This window comes from Acidaminococcus sp. (assembly GCF_057597765.1).
Map to the genome: position 1 here is coordinate 117580 of NZ_DBMBXK010000002.1, position 16803 is coordinate 134382.

16 protein-coding genes are annotated in these 16803 nt (G+C 54.6%); 1 reads left to right on the forward strand and 15 read right to left on the reverse strand.

The window, feature by feature from the left end:
* Nucleotides 1–53: 53 nt before the first annotated feature.
* Nucleotides 54–698: a YigZ family protein gene (locus ACZOF8_RS01745; protein WP_022488155.1), complete on the reverse strand. Its 645-nt coding sequence runs from the start codon at nucleotides 696–698 to the stop codon at nucleotides 54–56.
* Between the two features lie 445 nt (nucleotides 699–1143).
* Between ACZOF8_RS01745 and ACZOF8_RS01750 the strand changes: the two genes are divergently transcribed.
* Nucleotides 1144–2421, forward strand: a complete 1278-nt coding sequence (locus tag ACZOF8_RS01750) for a C40 family peptidase (RefSeq protein ID WP_022488156.1) — start codon at nucleotides 1144–1146, stop codon at nucleotides 2419–2421.
* Between the two features lie 454 nt (nucleotides 2422–2875).
* On the opposite strand, the gene ACZOF8_RS01755 is transcribed toward ACZOF8_RS01750, so the two are convergent.
* The 14 genes from ACZOF8_RS01755 to lptC form a co-directional block, all read right to left on the reverse strand.
* Nucleotides 2876–4144, reverse strand: a complete 1269-nt coding sequence (locus ACZOF8_RS01755; protein ID WP_441368873.1) for a porin — start codon at nucleotides 4142–4144, stop codon at nucleotides 2876–2878.
* A 182-nt stretch (nucleotides 4145–4326) separates the two neighbouring features.
* Complete coding sequence (locus ACZOF8_RS01760) at nucleotides 4327–4626, reverse strand: DUF2442 domain-containing protein (RefSeq protein ID WP_154488661.1); 300 nt, start codon at nucleotides 4624–4626, stop codon at nucleotides 4327–4329.
* 4 nt (nucleotides 4627–4630) lie between these two features.
* Nucleotides 4631–4897 carry a DUF4160 domain-containing protein gene (locus ACZOF8_RS01765; RefSeq protein ID WP_288174839.1) on the reverse strand — a complete coding sequence of 89 codons (267 nt, stop codon included), beginning with the start codon at nucleotides 4895–4897 and terminating at the stop codon, nucleotides 4631–4633.
* 476 nt (nucleotides 4898–5373) lie between these two features.
* Nucleotides 5374–6684 carry an S-layer homology domain-containing protein gene (locus ACZOF8_RS01770; protein WP_154487783.1) on the reverse strand — a complete coding sequence of 437 codons (1311 nt, stop codon included), beginning with the start codon at nucleotides 6682–6684 and terminating at the stop codon, nucleotides 5374–5376.
* A 297-nt stretch (nucleotides 6685–6981) separates the two neighbouring features.
* Nucleotides 6982–8244, reverse strand: a complete 1263-nt coding sequence (locus ACZOF8_RS01775) for an S-layer homology domain-containing protein (RefSeq protein ID WP_154487784.1) — start codon at nucleotides 8242–8244, stop codon at nucleotides 6982–6984.
* A 473-nt stretch (nucleotides 8245–8717) separates the two neighbouring features.
* Nucleotides 8718–9986: an S-layer homology domain-containing protein gene (locus tag ACZOF8_RS01780; protein WP_487426498.1), complete on the reverse strand. Its 1269-nt coding sequence runs from the start codon at nucleotides 9984–9986 to the stop codon at nucleotides 8718–8720.
* A gap of 280 nt (nucleotides 9987–10266) precedes the next feature.
* Nucleotides 10267–10683, reverse strand: a complete 417-nt coding sequence (locus tag ACZOF8_RS01785) for a RuvC family protein (protein WP_288310492.1) — start codon at nucleotides 10681–10683, stop codon at nucleotides 10267–10269.
* Nucleotides 10670–11896, reverse strand: a complete 1227-nt coding sequence (locus ACZOF8_RS01790; RefSeq protein WP_303225109.1) for a DUF3084 domain-containing protein — start codon at nucleotides 11894–11896, stop codon at nucleotides 10670–10672. The genes ACZOF8_RS01785 and ACZOF8_RS01790 overlap by 14 nt, the downstream gene beginning before the upstream one ends.
* A 315-nt stretch (nucleotides 11897–12211) precedes the next feature.
* Nucleotides 12212–12949 carry a DNA/RNA non-specific endonuclease gene (locus ACZOF8_RS01795; protein WP_487426499.1) on the reverse strand — a complete coding sequence of 246 codons (738 nt, stop codon included), beginning with the start codon at nucleotides 12947–12949 and terminating at the stop codon, nucleotides 12212–12214.
* Nucleotides 12946–13353, reverse strand: a complete 408-nt coding sequence (locus tag ACZOF8_RS01800) for a ribonuclease Z (protein WP_303225111.1) — start codon at nucleotides 13351–13353, stop codon at nucleotides 12946–12948. The genes ACZOF8_RS01795 and ACZOF8_RS01800 overlap by 4 nt, the downstream gene beginning before the upstream one ends.
* 215 nt (nucleotides 13354–13568) lie before the next feature.
* Complete coding sequence (locus tag ACZOF8_RS01805; protein WP_303225112.1) at nucleotides 13569–14660, reverse strand: LptF/LptG family permease; 1092 nt, start codon at nucleotides 14658–14660, stop codon at nucleotides 13569–13571.
* 8 nt (nucleotides 14661–14668) lie between these two features.
* A complete protein-coding gene (lptB, locus tag ACZOF8_RS01810; RefSeq protein ID WP_302574071.1) occupies nucleotides 14669–15388 on the reverse strand; it encodes an LPS export ABC transporter ATP-binding protein in 720 nt (239 codons plus the stop codon).
* Between the two features lie 12 nt (nucleotides 15389–15400).
* Nucleotides 15401–16252: an LptA/OstA family protein gene (locus ACZOF8_RS01815; protein ID WP_487426500.1), complete on the reverse strand. Its 852-nt coding sequence runs from the start codon at nucleotides 16250–16252 to the stop codon at nucleotides 15401–15403.
* On the reverse strand, nucleotides 16252–16803 hold the full coding sequence (lptC, locus tag ACZOF8_RS01820) for an LPS export ABC transporter periplasmic protein LptC (protein WP_279127788.1): 552 nt from the start codon (nucleotides 16801–16803) through the stop codon (nucleotides 16252–16254). The genes ACZOF8_RS01815 and lptC overlap by 1 nt, the downstream gene beginning before the upstream one ends.

A 16803-nucleotide genomic window follows, 5' to 3' on the forward strand; every position in this document is an offset into this window, starting at 1 on the left:
CATCATCTCATGATGTACAATAAGTATAAGTGTACTGTAATCCGGAGGGAAAATCAAGATTGGGCCGGCTCCACCGGACATTCTTCAAAGAAAGTTTTCTCTTCGTCCAAGGCCACCGGACGGCTGAGGGACTCAGTGAGCCAGGCTTCCGCCTTCTCTTTTCGGTCCCGGGGCATCACCAAGTGGATTTTGGCCCGGTTGGCGTATTCTACGTCCCCCACGGCAAAAAGGTCCTGCTGGTACAGCAGGTTCAGCACCCGGCCCACATCGTCCAGGGTCCAGAGGAAGGCATAGTCCCCCATGGGCACCATTTCCGCCAGGCCCCCTTCCTCCACGGCCTGGGCCACACATTTCCCGTAGGTCCGGGTCAGGCCCCCGGCTCCCAGCTTGATGCCCCCGAAATATCTCGTCACCACTGCCGCCGTGTTGTACAGCTCCTTCCGGCGGAGGACTTCCAGCATGGGAGAACCGGCTGTGCCGCTGGGTTCCCCGTCATCATTGGACCGCTCCACCCGGTTGTCAGGACCTACGATATAGGCAGAACAGTTGTGGGTGGCGTCCCAGTATTTCTTTTTCATGGCCCGGACAAATTCCTGGGCCTCCCCTTCCGTTTCTACCCGGGCCAAGGTGCACAGGAACCGGGATTTTTCCACCACCAGCTCACTGACCACAGGCCGGGCGATCACATATTTTCCCATTGCCGTTTCCGTCCTTTCCGTTAGGTGTATCACAGGGGATATTATACCATAAGAAACCCGGTCAGCGGCCAATGGGCAACGGTCAACGGCTGATGGAAAAAATTTGCCAGCTGACCCACCACCATCCTTGCGGATGGTCCCCCGCCCTTGAAAAGGGCGGATATACGCTCGGGCCGCTGGCCCATTGCTTATCCATGGTCTCGGCCTGCCATGCAATCTATCCGCCCTTTGCAAGGGCGGGGGACCGTTGCGCTTGCGCAATGGTGGTGGGTTAGCAGCCCTTGGGGCTGCGTTTTCAATCAACAGCATCTGCCTGGGGCAGATGGTTTCCATCGGCGTGAGACGTTAAGCGCAAGACTGAAAAACGGCCCGCCGTTTTTCACCCTACCCGCGGTCCCCTTTTCTTATGGTATAATAGGAACGCTATATAAAGGAGGTCATCATTTTGCTGCATGCTTTTCATCGTATATCCCTTTTGACCGGTGCCCTTTGCCTGTCCGCTTCCGTGGCTTTGGCTGCGGCGGCCATGCCTGGCACACCGGCTGCTCTCACCAAAGCTTCCGCCTGGACCACGGCTGCCGGGAACACCGTCCTGGCCACTCCGGAACGGATTAAAGCCATGAACGCCCAGATGGACAAGGCCACCTTTGGCGATTCCATCCAGGACCTGGGAGCCTCCATTTCCGGCGACAAGCTCACCGGCTATGTGAATTCCTTCGGCATGGATGAAGACCAGTACATCCAGAGGGCTCCCATCAGCCACTCTTTTGCTTCCCAGCTGGTCCAAGATGCCAAAGCCAATATCCGTCCCACCAATACAGTAAAATACGGAGTGGTGGTGGACCGGGTGGATCTCCGCTCCTTCCCCACCCTTCAGCGGGCCTTTGATTCCGCCTCCGACACCCAGTTCGACAACTGGCAGGAAACCGCCGTGGATCCGGCCACTCCGGTGCGGGTGTACCACACCAATCCCCAAGGGAACTTCATTTTCGTCCGTACCCCCCATTATCGGGGATGGGTCCCTCGGAACAAGGTAGCCATCACCGATGCCAAGACCTGGCAGACCTACGCCAACCCTGCCTCTCCTGCTGTAGTCACCGGGCGGGTACTGACCCTCCAGGCCGGCACCCAGCCCCAGCTGTACCAGATGGGCACCGCCATTCCCACCCAGGGCGGGAACCTGCTGCTGCCCACCCGGAACCATCAGGGCTATCTCCAGATTGTCCCGGTGAAAGCCGCCTACGGGGCTGATCTCCATCAGGGCTACCTGCCCTACACCGCCAACAACACCATTGAAATGGCCTTCAAGCATCTGGGGGCCCCCTATGGCTGGGGCGGCATGCACAACAGTGTGGACTGCTCCGCCTTTGTCCAGGATGTGTACAAGACCATGGGAATCCAGCTGCCCCGGAACGGAGACGAACAGGCCCAGTCCTTCCCGGGGAAAAGCTTCCAGGGCATGACCCATGCAGAGAAGCTGGCCTACATCAAAACCGCCGCACCGGGGTCCCTCCTGTTCACCCCCTACCATGTTATGATGGTGCTGGGGAATTACAACGGCACTCCCTACATGATCCATTCCCTGGCCTCCTACGGCATGGAGACTTCCAGCGGCGTGGTAAAGAACCGGATCATGCAGGTGGTGGTCAGCAAAGTGGATCTGCTGGCCGGCAGCGGAACGCCCCTGGTGGATCAGATGACACAATGCAATACATGGAAATAAAGCGCAGGGCGCTTTATTTCTGTCAACGGTCAGCGGTCAACGGCCGAATGATAAAATTTGCAGGCAAATTTTAATGAAAGAAAACGCAGCTGACGCTGCTAACCCACCACCATCCTTGCGGATGGTCCCCCGCCCTTGAAAAGGGACGGATAGTGACACTAGGGCGTAGCCCGCGTGTCACGGAAAGCAAGGGCTCAACCCGATTTTTACGGACAGGGTAAAAGCGTAGCCCGAGTGTCACGGAAAGCAATGGGCACTAGCCCGAGCGTATATCCGCCCTTTGCAAGGGCGGGGGACCGTTGCGCTTGCGCAATGGTGGTGGGTTAGCAGCCATAGGCTGCGTTTTTCCTTATAAAGAAAAATCCCAGGATTTATTCCTGGGATTTTTCTTTCCAACGGCCATTGACAATTGACCGTTGACCGCTGACACGGTCTGCTGCTTGGCTGCAGACCGTTAAAACGTCACTACCAGCTGGCTCCAAAGGGTCCGGGCGTGTTTGCCGTTCTGGTCCCCTTCTTTGCCTTTCAGATCATAATAGTCCACTTCGGCCACCATATTCTTGGCCAGGGTCAGGTTGCCCCCTACTTTCCAGCCTTTGAACCCGTTGGTGACTCCGTTGTCTCCGGGAATGAAAGCATCCCAGCTGCCGTCCATGGTGTGGGCGATCACCGTGGAAGCGCTCTGGTCATAATAAGTGGCCAAAAGGCCCCAGCTGCCCAGTTTGTCACTTTCTGCCCCGCCGTAGGTCAGGCCAGCCACCCAGCCGTCCTTGTCCCAGTCACGGGCTTTTTCGTAGTCATTGCTGCCCCGGAGGTACATGGCGTTGATGCCCAGCTTCCCGGCCTGGTACCCGGCCCCGGCGGTCCAGATTTCATTGTCTGCCCCGTCCAGGAAGGTGATGTTGTCCGCCTTGGTGTAGGTGGCCGCCAGGTGCAGGTTGCCCGTATCCCCGCCCAGTTCCGCCGTCCAGAATTTGTCAGCCACGGAAATTTTTTCGTCATCGCTCATATAGCCGAATCCGGATACATCCGCCATTTTCCCGTAGGCTGCCTGGAGGTAGGAAGCATGGCCCAGATTCACCTTTGCCTTCACTCCATCCACCTGGCTGTCATAGATGTTCCCGTCCGCCAGGAACTCATCATACCGCCCGGCCTTCAGTTCCAGAGCCCCGATCCGGCCGTCCAGGAAAGCTCTCTGGAAGTCCGTGTCGCTGTCCCCGGATTCGTTCCGGCCGCCGAAGTACTGGTGGTTTTCCAGCATGGCCACATAATGCCAGTTGTCGTTCACTTCCCCAGTGAACCACAGACGGGTCCGCAGGTCGGATTCGCTGCCCTTGCCGGTGGCGGCCCCAGAATCATTCCGGTAGCTCATCTGGACTTCTCCGGTGACCTGGACATTGTCCGCATTCTTTTCAAGTTTGGATACTCTAACACCCAGATTGTCCAGTTCATCGGCAAATTCGCTGACCAGTTTGTCATCGGCGCCAATAGCCCCTTTGGCCAGGGCTTTGGCCACGATCTGGGCCATTTCGTACCGGGTCATGGACTTGTCCCCTTTGAAAGTACCGTCAGGGAACCCGTCCACCACTCCGGCCGCCGCCAGTTTGGCCACTGCCCCATAGGCCCAGTGGCCTGCCGGCAGATCGGAAAAAGGATTGGCCGCAAAAGCCGTTGCGCTGACCCCCAGGGCCATAGCCAGGGCCATGATCAGTTTCTTGTTCATTGGAAAACCCTCCTTGAATTTTAGTTAGTTTCTTCTAACTTCACGTCATAAATTATACAATCTGCCAATGGATTTGGCAAGAAGGGAATGAGGCTGTCAACGGACGGCAGTCAGCGGTCAACGGCAGGCGACAGAAAGGGGGTGTTGCACAGGACGTGCAACACCCCCTTTTCTTTTATCTCTTATGCAACCGTCTCCAGCGGATCCTTTACAACAGGGGCCTCATAGACGTCATAAGGATCCAAATCTATACATCTTCGCGGATTCCGTTTTCCTTCCAAGTCCCACGCGGCTGTGCCATTCATGACCGTAAGGCAGTCGTGAAACACCTTTTGATCCTTCAATTTTTGAAATACTCCGGGGTTCTGTACCAGGGACGATGCATCATAATAATGAACCGTTCCGTCATTAAAATACGCGTAAAAACTGTATCCTTTTCCTGGAACCACCTGTAAGACTTCAGGTATCAACTGTTTTTCCATTGTATCACCCCTTCCGCATTGGAGGTACCGGATTGGGTTCTTTTCCTTCTTTCACCAGTTCCCAATTCTGCATCAATTCATCCTGATACAAAACACACCAGGCAAGGACAATTTTTAATTGTCTACCTGGCAGAAATCCCTTTAATACCGATGCATTCTGAATATCAATCAAAGCCTTCTGACCAGCATATTCGGCGTGGATATGTGGAGGATTGTGGTCGTTGTAATATATGGTAATCCGAATTCCAAAAAACAAACTAATTTCAGGCATTGGTCATCCCCCCTTTTCTTCCATTATAGCAAAATCACCAAGCAAAACCAACGGTACCATTGGATTCCCCCTCATTTTACACCGAAGAATTTTTCATCGATTAGCCGATTGCCATCTGTAGGGCGCGTCCTTCCCGGACTCCGGATTTATAGTAAGACCTCAGGGCCGTTTCTGGTTTTTTGTCATGCCCTCTGGGCGGCCGGGACGGGCTCCCCTGCGGGCAGCCCCTACGCCGTCGCTGTCTAACAGACGACAACAGCGGTGTTCGCCGTTTGTTGCCCGGTACGGGCGAACACCAGCAGACCGTGCATCTGACCTTCCGACCTCCGTTTGTGAGGCCCTACGGCATCGCAACAGAACATTGGATTTTCACCGTACCTGCTCTGCACTCTGCACTCTTCCCTCTGCACTGTTTTTTCGGCACATAAAAACGGCCCTCCTTTGGGGAGAGCCGTTTTTTGCTTTCAATCGGTTGATTAGAAGGTGATGTTCAGTTCGGACCACAGGGTGCGGGCATGTGTGCCGGCGAAGTCCCCTGCATCGCCATTCTTGTCTTTCAGGTCATAGTATTCCACAGTAGCAACCATGTTCTTGGCTACAGTCAGGTTGCCGCCGAACATGTACCCTTTGAACCCGGTGAACGGGAACATGTAGTAATCACCGTTCATGGTGTGAGCTACTACAGTCTGTGCGCTCTGGTCATAATATTTGGCATACAGGCCCCAGGTGCCCGGTTTGCTGGTTTCAGCACCAGCATAGTTCAGGCCGAATACATAGCCGTCATCATCCAGATCCAGTCCGGTACCTTCTTTAAATGCATCAGCTTCATCAGCATCACCTTTCAGGTACATGGCACTTACGTTCCATTTCCCTGCAGTATAATCAGCACCCAGAGTCCAAATCTTGTTGTCGCTGTAAGCATAGCCAGGATCCAATGCATTCAAGAAATCCTGATTATCCACTTTGGTGTAGGTTGCTTCCGCATGCAGGTTGCCCCATCTGCCGCCCAAAGCTGCAGACCAGTAATCATCTGCTACAGATTCATTATTCTCTTTCCCATATACTACGTTGTTGGCCATTTTGCCGTAAGCAGCGGACAGATAGCCCTGGCCGAATTTCACATCGGCACGGACAGCATCAGCCCGGTCATCGAATACGTTCCCGTCGGCAATAAAATCATTGAAACGGCCAGCAGTCAGGTTCACAGCACCGATATTCCCAGTCAGATAAGCTCTCTGGAATTCAGTAGTGCTGTCGCCGGACTCGTTCTTGCCTTCAAAGCTCTGTATATTCTGGAGCATCCCTACATAATGCCAGTTGTCATTCACTTCCCCAGTGAACCACAGACGGGTACGCAGTTTGCTGTCAGATTTGTCAGCAAGATCTTCTTTATTCAGTTTGTCGACCCGATTTCCGCTGGCAACTCTGTTGTGGATACGGGCAGCCCCGGTAACCTTCACATTATCAGCGTTCTTTTCCAGTTTGGCAACACGAACACCCAGGTTGTCCAGTTCATCAGCGAATTCGCTGACCAGTTTGTCATCAGCACCGATAGCGCCTTTGGCCAGAGCCTTGGCAACAATCTGAGCCATTTCATAACGGGTCATGGTCTTGTCGCCTTTGAAGGTGCCATCAGGATAGCCGTCAACTACGCCGGCAGCAGCCAGTTTGGCAACAGCGCCGTAAGCCCAGTGGCCGGCAGGCAGATCGGAGAAGGGGTTGGCAGCGAAAGCGGTGGCGCTTACGCCCAGAGCCATAGCCATGGCAAATACTAAGGATTTTTTCATTGGAGATTCCTCCCTGATGTTATTTTTATCCAGGCAGTTCCTTCTGTTTTCTCCATTCCCGCGAGTCTCCTTGTTTCCTCTGTTCCTGGCAGAAAATTCCGGTCCCTGACCGGGATAAAGCAAGTGTGAATTATTTGTCATCTTTCATAAATTTACCATATTTTGAATGTGAACGCAACGAAGCAAGGTAAATGATATTACAGAAGTTAATTATTGTACTGTTTGAAACAATTTTGTATGTATTTTTATAAAAAAAAGACGGTTCCCGAAGGAACCGTCTTTTGGTTTGTTCTGTAATTAGAAGGTAACAACCATCTGAGACCACAGGGTCTTTGCATGGTTATCGGTAGCACCCTTATCCTTCAGGTCATAGTATTCAACCTGAGCTACCATGTTCTTGGCAACAGTCAGGTTGCCGCCGACCATCCAGCCTTTGAAGCCTTCAGGACCGAAGGAATCATAATGACCGTTCATGGTGTGGGCAATGTAGGTAGCACCACCCTGATCGTAGTATTTACCGAACAGGCCCCAGGAACCAGGTTTAGCAGAGGAAGCACCTTTATAAGCCAGGCTAGCTACCCAGCCATCGTTGTCGGGTTCTACGCCGTCAATCTTGTCATCAGCATCGCCGTGCAGATACATAGCGCCGATTTTCCAATCACCAGCTTTGTAGTTGGCAGCGGCAGTCCAGATATTGTCAGAACCTTTCACCCAACCATTCTTATATACTTTTGCATCAGCATTGGCGGTATTCAAATCTTTTACATGCAGATAGTTGGCTTCCAGGTTCAGGTTGCCGATGTCTCCGCCCAGTACAACCTGAGTGAATTCATCTGCTTTGGATTTCTTAGTAGCGAAATCCTGGTTAGCCATTTTGCCCCAGGTTGCGCCCAGGTAGGTAGCACCGAATTTGGTGTTGGCGTTCACAGCATCCACACGGGTATCATAAATGTTGCCTTCAGCATAGGTGCCATTGTAACGGCCAGCGGTCATGTTCACAACACCAAGGTTACCGGTCAGGTAAGCTCTCTGGAAACGGGTTTCGCTGTCACCGGAGTCATTCTTACCTTTGTTGTTCCAAGTTTGTTCGTTCTGCAGCATGCCAACATAATGCCAGTTGTCATTCACTTCGCCGGTGAAGAACAGACGGGACCGGGTCTTGGTATCGCTGCTCTTACCAAAGTCACCAGTGGTATGATCATAGTGAGTCCGGATGTTCCCGGTGATCTTTACAGCATCAGCGTTCTTTTCCAGTTTGGCAACGCGAACGCCCAGGTTGTCCAGTTCATCAGCGAATTCGCTGACCAGTTTGTCGTCAGCACCGATAGCGCCTTTGGCCAGAGCCTTGGCAACGATCTGAGCCATTTCATAACGGGTCATGGTCTTGTCGCCTTTGAAGGTGCCATCAGGATAACCGTCAACTACGCCGGCAGCAGCCAGTTTGGCAACAGCGCCGTAAGCCCAGTGGCCAGCAGGCAGATCGGAGAACGGGTTGGCAGCGAAAGCGGTAGCGCTTACGCCCAGAGCCATAGCCATGGCAAATACTAAAGATTTTTTCATGGGATATTCCTCCTTAGGAATCACAGAGTGAATTCCCCGGGAACGTCCGGCTGACCTCTGCCGCGAGTATCCTTGTTTCCTCTGGCTCTTTCAGCGTTCTGTCCCTGTGAAATTCGCATTACTATTGTGACAACTTCTTGTCACGGTGTTATTTTAACACAAGATTACAGAAAAAAGCAAATTTGTGAACTTATTTTGGCTATGGATTACATTATTATTTGTTTTATTCTTTATAGTTCATGTTTTTATCACATATTTTAAAATTTATAGCACGAAAAAAGGACGATTCCAACGAATCGTCCTTTTTATATTGGTGATGAAAAACCCACCACCATGCTCCGCATGGTCCCCCGCCCTTAAAAAGGGCGGATATAGAAGGGACTGGCTGGGTCCCCCGCCCTTAAAAAGGCGGATATATAGGGACTGGCTGGGTCCCATCCTAAAGAGATGGATACCCAAGGAGGAATGATGAATTAGAAGGTTACTACCATCTGAGACCACAGGGTCCGGGCATGAGAATCGGATTCTTTGCCCTTCATGTCGTAGTATTCAACCTGAGCTACCATGTTCTTGGCCAGGGTCAGGTTGCCGCCAACCTGATAGCCTTTGAAGCCTTCCCCGTTGAAGGAATCCCACATACCGTTCATGGTATGGTAAATGATGGTGGGAGCTCCCTGATCATAGTACTTGGCGAACAGGCCCCAGGAACCAGGTTTGGAAGCAGCAGCACCCTTGTAGCCCAGGGATACTACATAACCGTCATCATCGCCGTTCTTATAGTCGCTGTTTGCCAGGGTGTCATCGTCACCTTTCAGGTACATGGCCCCGATCTTGAAGTCGCCGGCTTTGTAGTTGGCCCCAACAGTCCAGATTTTGTTGTCACCGGTGAGGCCGTTGTCGATCACCGGGCTCACATCGTCAGCCTTGGTGTAGGTGGCAGCCAGATCCAGGTTGCCGATGCTGCCGCCCAATTCTGCGTTCCAGAACTTGTCAGCTACGGAATCACCATCGGTTACTTTGGAAGGAGTCCAGCCATATTCATCTTTGTTGGCCATCTTGCCGTAAGCAGCGCTGAAGTAGGTCTGGCCGAAAGGAACTTTGAATTCGACAGCATCTACACGGTTATCGTATACGTTGCCTTCAGCAATGGTCTTGTTGTAACGGCCGGCAGTGATGTTCCAGACACCGATGTTACCATTCAGGTAAGCTCTCTGGAAGGAGGTGTCGGAATCACCGGATTCGTTCCGGCCAGCGAAGTACTGGTTGTTTTCCAGCATGGAAACATAATGCCAGTTGTCGTTGACTTCCCCGGTCAGGAACAGACGGGTACGCAGACGGGAAGCAGAAGAACCGCCGGGAACTTTGCCGCCTTTGTTGTCCTGGTAGCTCATACGAACGTTCCCAGTGATCTTTACGTTGTCAGCATTCTTTTCCAGTTTGGCAACGCGAACACCCAGGTTGTCCAGTTCATCAGCGAATTCGCTGACCAGTTTGTCATCAGCACCGATAGCGCCTTTGGCCAGAGCCTTGGCAACGATCTGAGCCATTTCATAACGGGTCATGGTCTTGTCGCCTTTGAAGGTGCCATCAGGATAACCGTCAACTACACCGGCAGCAGCCAGTTTGGCAACAGCGCCGTAAGCCCAGTGGCCAGCAGGCAGGTCGGAGAACGGGTTGGCAGCGAAAGCAGTAGCGCTGACGCCCAGAGCCATAGCCATGGCAAATACTAAGGATTTTTTCATAGGAAAACACTCCCTTGAATGATATTTGTCCTGCCCCCGGGTTTCCTTTCCGGCATCCTCCAGATTTTTCCGTGCGAGTATCCTTGTTTCCTCTACGTACACATTCCGGATTCTTCCATCCATTGGCCCATCAGCGGGACGGCGTGAATTTCTTCACACTGCCAGTGTAGCATGGTAAAAAAAAAGAAACAAGGCACCTGGGGAAAAGTTTCCATTTTCGCCAGATTGTGCCTTGTTTCTTCGTATTTTATCAAAGTCAATTCTGTGACTCATCAGTCCGTTATTTCACTGTTTTATCACAAAGGAATCTTTTGACCAGTACCACAGCTGCCAGTCCATCCACTGCGGACGGTTCAGAAAGCAGGGCCGTGGGCAGCAGCTTTTTCCATCCCCGGGGCGGATTCAGCTGCCAGTAGAGTTTCTTGGCTTCCTGGGTGCTGCCGTATTCATCCACTTCATAAAGGGGCAGCTGGGGAAACGCCTCCGCCAGCTGCCGATGCATGGTTTTTGAAGTTGTGCCGTCCCCCAGTACGCAGCCGGCGGGACGGTCTGCGGCCAGGAACTCTTTCAGATGATCCAGGAACCCTTCCGTAGGCAGGATGGCCTGGCGGACCAGGGTTCCATCCCCGGCCACCAGGGCGGCACCGGTTTTATCCCGGCCCGGATCCACCCCCAGATAAAGCTCAGTTTTGTTCACGAGGCAGACCTCCCACAGGACGGATTTCCAGATCCAGCAATACAGGCCCGGCCACGGTAATATCCCGGCGGGCCTTGGCGGTGATTACCACTTTGCCGCCCAGGCTGCGGATCTTTTCGCTGGCGTTGGACAGTTCGGTGCTGGTAATGGCCCCCACGTCCCCGGTAATGGGGTTGGGAATCACTCCATCGGCCTGTGCTGCCCGGTTCACGGCCTTCAGGAAGGCCATGAGGGCCAGGTCGGATTCGTTGGAATTGGGATCCACGGTAATGGACTGGGTAAGGATCAGGGTATCTTCCGGATAGACCACCTTGTCCCCCACCATTTCCAGACGGGATACCACCACTTCTCCGGACAGGATGTTGCCGGCGGCGCAGACACGGACGTACATGTCCCCTTTGGCTTTTTCCAGGTTGGAAGCAGCGTTCTCCACCGCTTCCCGGCTGAGCCAGATCACCGGTGTGGAAGGATCCACTCCGATGCGGCCGGCCACCTGGATGTTGGCCTGGTTCAGGAAATCCTGAAGCTGTTTCTGGGTGTTTTCTTCGCTCTGGCCGCTTTTCAGCACTCCGGAATAGAGGATTTCGCCGCTGCGGAACACCACATGGCCCTCCCGGACAGCCACAATACCTTCCCGGAGTTTTTTGGCGGTGTCTTCCAGGGATTTCACGTCCTGCTGGAGCTGGTCACGGGCAGCTTCTGCCTGGCGCACCTGTTCCTGGGCCTCCTGGAGACGGGTGCTGGCTTCCGCATACCGGGCCTGGAGCTGCCCCAGGTCGGCCTGGGCCTGCTGCATCTGGGCCTGGGCGTCCTTCATCTGGGCTTCAGCAGCAGCCTTCTGCTGCCGTGCCTGTTCCGCAGCCTGGGTGGCTTCGCTGATTTTTTGGTCCAGTTCTTCGATTTTAGCACTTTGGGCGGACAGTTCTTCGTTGGCCTTGTCCCGGGTGGCGGTAAGAGAGGCGATTTCCGCCCGCATCTGCTTCATGCCGAACAGGGCCGTGCGGACCTCCTTGGAGGCAATGGTCAGGACGGTGATGGTCAGGGCGGCAACCAGCATGCCGCTGACAATTGTCATGACCACGGAGGTGTCATGAGGGCGCAGGCCAAAAAGCCGGAGCCGTTTTTTGCCGATTTTGCTTCCCAGTTTATCTCCCAGATAGGCGATCAGTCCGCCCATCAGGGCCAGAACCAGGATCAGGGTAATGCCGGTCATGGGATGCGCTCTCCTTTCGTGTGTATATTATCCTGTACATTATAGCATAAAACCGGGGCTCGTGGATGAGCTCCGGTTTTATGCGGTCAGCGGCCAATGGAAAGCAGATGCTGCCGCATCTGCTTTTGAATATATCTGCCCTCCGGGCGGCCGGGACGGGCTCCCCTGCGGGGAGCCCCTACAACGTTGGTGTCGAAGATACAGCGGAAAATCTGTTTCCCGGACCGTAGGATCGGACATCTGATCCCAACGAGGTAGGGGCGCGCCAAAGGCACGCCCTTCCCGGCCTGCGGGTTTCACAGGCAAGAAATCAGATCACCCTTTCCGGCTTTTCCCGGTCTTGTAATCGATGGTGATGCCGGGCTGGTTGTTGTAGACGAACACGTTGAACTGAACGCCGGCTCCTTTGTCTTCCACGCTCCAGGCTTCCATCTGTACGCCCCGGGCCACCAGATCATTCCCCTGGAAAATGGGAGTTACCCGGTACAGCACATGGTGGTTGGTTTCTTTTACGTAGTCGGCCACCATATTTTCAAAGGGCAGCATGCCGGTAACATTGAGATACCGGGTGCCGGTGATCAGGTTTTTGGGGTTGGCGTTTTCCGCTGTCAGCTGATACCCGATGAGATGGCACCGGTTGTACAGATATTTCCCATCAATGCCCTCATACTTCACGGTCTGCCAGCCGGAGGGCTTGACGCTGCCGATGGGGCCCCGTTTCTCCGTAGGCATGGTTTGCCGGCTTACATTGGCATAGGCGGGGCCGCAGCGGCCCAGGCTGTCCAGGTCGCTGTACCGTTCAAAGGACTTTTTGGTCTTGTCCTTGTCGGGGAAATCGGGCACATTGTTGTTCAGCACCACATAGGGCTTGTTGGTAAAGGCAGGGATGGAAGAAATGTCAAAGGAGGGCTGATTCTTCCCCACCTGCTGGGTCACCTTTGTGCTGTTTTTGGGAGCCGCTTTTTTGGCGGCAGGTTTGGTGGATCCGCAGGCGGTGAAGACCAGGGACAGGGAAACCAGGAGAGCGGACAGGAAGGCTGTGAATTTTTTCATTTTACGTATACCTCTTCTGTAATTTTGTCATGGGAGGAACCGGCAAAATCCGCAGAGGAAACTTTCTGCCAGCCCTGATTCAGGTCGATGTCGAAGAAAAAGTCCCCGGGATAGGCCCGGTTCCAGTGGTAGAGGATGATCTTTTCGATTTTGTCCAGATAGGGAACTGCAGAACGGTCCTCCAGCAGGCAGTATTCCCCGGGCCCGGCCTGGTCCAGGAACTCTTCCGCCACGCGGATATTGGCCGCAGGCGGGTCGAACAGGCCGGCGGTATAGGAGCACATCCAAAGGGGTGCCTCTCCCACCAGATCCAGGATATGGGCCCGAAGGACCCGGTCCTGGCTCTGGCGCCGGTGGTTGAACAAAAGGCCGCCGGAATCATCGACGGCAGTGATGAGGATCATGGGATTTCCCTCCTTGGCAGGTCGCGAGCCACAGGTCGCGGATTGCGGACTTTGTTGGTGCAGCCGGAAGTACGGCTGCTTGTCCATATATGGTATTTATTATATCATACCGTGAACAAAAGTTCACGTTTCATTCGGATTTGCAGAACAATTGGCCCGCGGCCCGCGGCTCAGGGCCCGCGACCGCAAAAAAGCTGCCTTCCGGCAGCTTTTTGCTATACATTATCCTTTTTATAAATCATCCAACACCCGAAGGCTCCGCAGAGGAGGTTGGGGGTGGCGGCGGCCAACAGGGGCGGGATCACGCCGCCCTGGCCCAGTCCGGTCATGAAGGTCATGATGGAATAGTAGATGAAGATGATCACCACGGAGAAGCCCAGGCCCATGGACGCCCCGGTCCGCTGGGATTGGACCCCCAACGGCACCCCGATGAGGGCAAAGAAGAAGCTGGCCAGAGGCACGGTGAACCGGCGGTAGATTTCCATTTCATACTTGCTGGTGGGCATGTACTGGCGTTTCAGGATGTCGATGTACATCTTCAGTTCCCCAATGGTCATCTGGTCCGGATCTTTCTGGTCCAGGGTAATGGCCTTGGGGGTCTCGCTGATGGGCAGCACCTGTTTGTCGAAGGTCATGGTCCGGGCCACCCCGTCTTTCCCGGTCAGGTCGGTGATGGTGCCCCCTTCCATGATCCAGGTCCCCTGGGTCCATTTGGCCTGGGGGGTCCGCTGGATCCGGGCCACTTTTCCGTTGTCCCAGTCTTCGATGGTAATGTCCTTCATCATCCCCTGCTTCTCGTCGAAGGTCCGGGCATAGGTAAGCCGTACCAGCTGGCCCTTGGACACCTGCTTGATCAGCACATGGTTCTGGGTCCGGGGCTTGGTGTCCCGCTTGATCTCCACTTTGATGATCCGTTCATATTCGCTTTTGGCAGGAGGCACCACCTTTTCGGCCCACACCACGGAAAACAGGCTCACCACGAACCCGGCAGCCAGGATGGGAGCGGCAATCCGGCGGAAGCTGAGCCCCCCGCTGCGCATGGCGGTGATTTCACTGTTGCTGGACAACTGCCCCATGGTGAGCAGGGACGCCAGCAGCATGGACATGGGGAAGGTATAGTTGATCACTTCCGGCATGAGACACAGGAACAGCCGAATCAGGGAAGAATAGGAAGCCCCGTACTGGGTGATGTACTGAGTCACCCGGAACAGAAAGGAACTGGCCACAAAAATGGTGGAAAAGGCAGCCACCCCGAACAGGAAGGGCTGCATCATCTGTTTTAAAATGTACTTATCTAAAATGGACATGAGCAGCCTCACATTCTGAAATTATCGCCCAGATAGAACTTCCGGGCCACCGGATCTTCGGCCACCTGCTGGCTGGTGCCTTCCACCAGGATCTTCCCGGCGCTGAGGATATAGGCCCGGTTCACGATGCTGAGGGTTTCCCGGACGTTGTGGTCGGTGATCAGCACCCCGATGCCCCGTTTGGCCAGATGGGCCACCATCACCTGGATATCCGCCACCGCAATGGGGTCGATGCCCGCAAAGGGTTCGTCCAGCAGGATGAAGCCGGGGTCCGTGGCCAGGGCCCGAGCGATCTCCACCCGCCGCCGTTCGCCTCCGGACAGGGCACTGCCCTTGCTTTTCCGGATGTGGCCGATGTGGAATTCCTGGATCAGGTCTTCCATCTTTTGCCGGCGTTTGTCCTTGTCCGGTTCGATTTCTTCCAGGATGGCCATGATGTTCTCTTCCACGGTAAGTTTCCGGAAGATGGAGGCTTCCTGGGGCAGATAGCCAATGCCCTTCAGGGCCCGTTTGTACATGGGAAGAGCGGTAACGTCCTCGTCATCCAGGTACACATGGCCGGTATCCGGATGTTCCAGTCCTACGATCATGTAGAAGGAAGTGGTCTTCCCGGCACCGTTGGGCCCCAAAAGTCCCACAATGGTCCCCTGTTCCACTTCCAGGCTGACTTCGTTGACCACCCGCCGCCCGGCGTATTCTTTTACCAGTTTTTCCGCACGTATCTTCACTCTTGACTCCCTTTATCCAATTTCAGTCTGGCCGATGGTCATGAGATGGCCGGGCCAGTTGTAAAACTTATACAGGAATTCCGGCACATTGGCCAGCCCTGCCAGGCTGAATACCGGCTGTGCCCCGCTCTCCTCCTTCTGGGAGGTGCTGTCCTGGGGCATCACCACCATCTTCACGTTCCCTTCGCCCATGGCCACTTTGCCGCCGGCTCCGGTAATGGTCAGGGTATCCCCGCTGACGGTGTCGTCATTCTGGGTGGCGGTGGCATGGCCGATGAGCCGGATGGTGCCGTCGGCTTCCTTGGTATTGTAGATGACCCGGTCCGCTCTGGCAGTCAGGTTCCGGGGCGGGCTGATCAGCCGCACGTTGCCGTCGGCGTTGGCCACGCCGGTGCCCATGTTGTATTTCATGTTGGCGGCATCCAGGCTGGACCCGTCATCCATGGTGAGCTGGGCCCAGGATCCAATGGTCTCCGCAAACTGGGCATCGGAATCGTAATCCACCTGGGCGGCCCGGAGGGTCTTGTCCTCTTTCCGGAGCACCGCATTGCCAATGGCGGAAAGGAACTTTCCCTTGTTTTTGATGATCAGTTCGGAACTGGTCAGATGGGCATCCTTCTGGTCCGCCACCACGGACCCGGTAAGTTTCCCTTCCCCGGTCTTGGTGTTGTAATCGGCTTCTTCCGCACTGGCGGTGCCGTCATCGTGACGGATCTTCACATTCCCCACGGCAGCGGCCTGGCCGGTCTTGAAATCGTACTGGACCTGGTCCCCGCTGATGGCGGATGCCGCCCAGCAGGCAGAAGTAACGGACAGAAGGCCTGCCAGGAGTCCCAGCACTGCAAATTTTTTCACTTTCAGCATTAAAATTCTCCCTTCTGTACGTGAGCATCCTCTTCCAGTTTGGCCTGGTCCAGGGCAACATTGAAGGTTGCCTTTTTCGCCGTGGCCACCGTATCGTCTTTCTTCAGCCGGACATTGCCCTCACCCACCACCATCTGATCTTTGTTGATCCAGGTGAATTTGTCCGCCACTGCGTCCCCTCCATCGGAGGTGGTGCCGTGAGGATTCTTGGTAAGGACCACGTCCTTGGTATCCATGTGGACTTCCCCTTCGTCAGCAGTCACGGTCATGGTCCGGCCGTCGTCCTGGTAAAAGGTCCCGCTGATGCCCTTCATGTGGGCCAGCTGGGCTTTTTTGTCATAGAGCAGGGACTGGACGGTAAGTTCCCAGACTTTTTTCCCGTTTTTCGTTTCCTGGATGGTGGAACCGTTCACTTCCTGGAGCACATCCTTGCCGTTGTCCTTTACAGTGCCCGCGGTGGGCTTGCTGCTCAGGAGCCAGGCAATGACGCCCCCCATCAGGAGCACAGCGGCTGCGATCACCAGCAGTGTACGATGTTTTTCTGCGAGCAT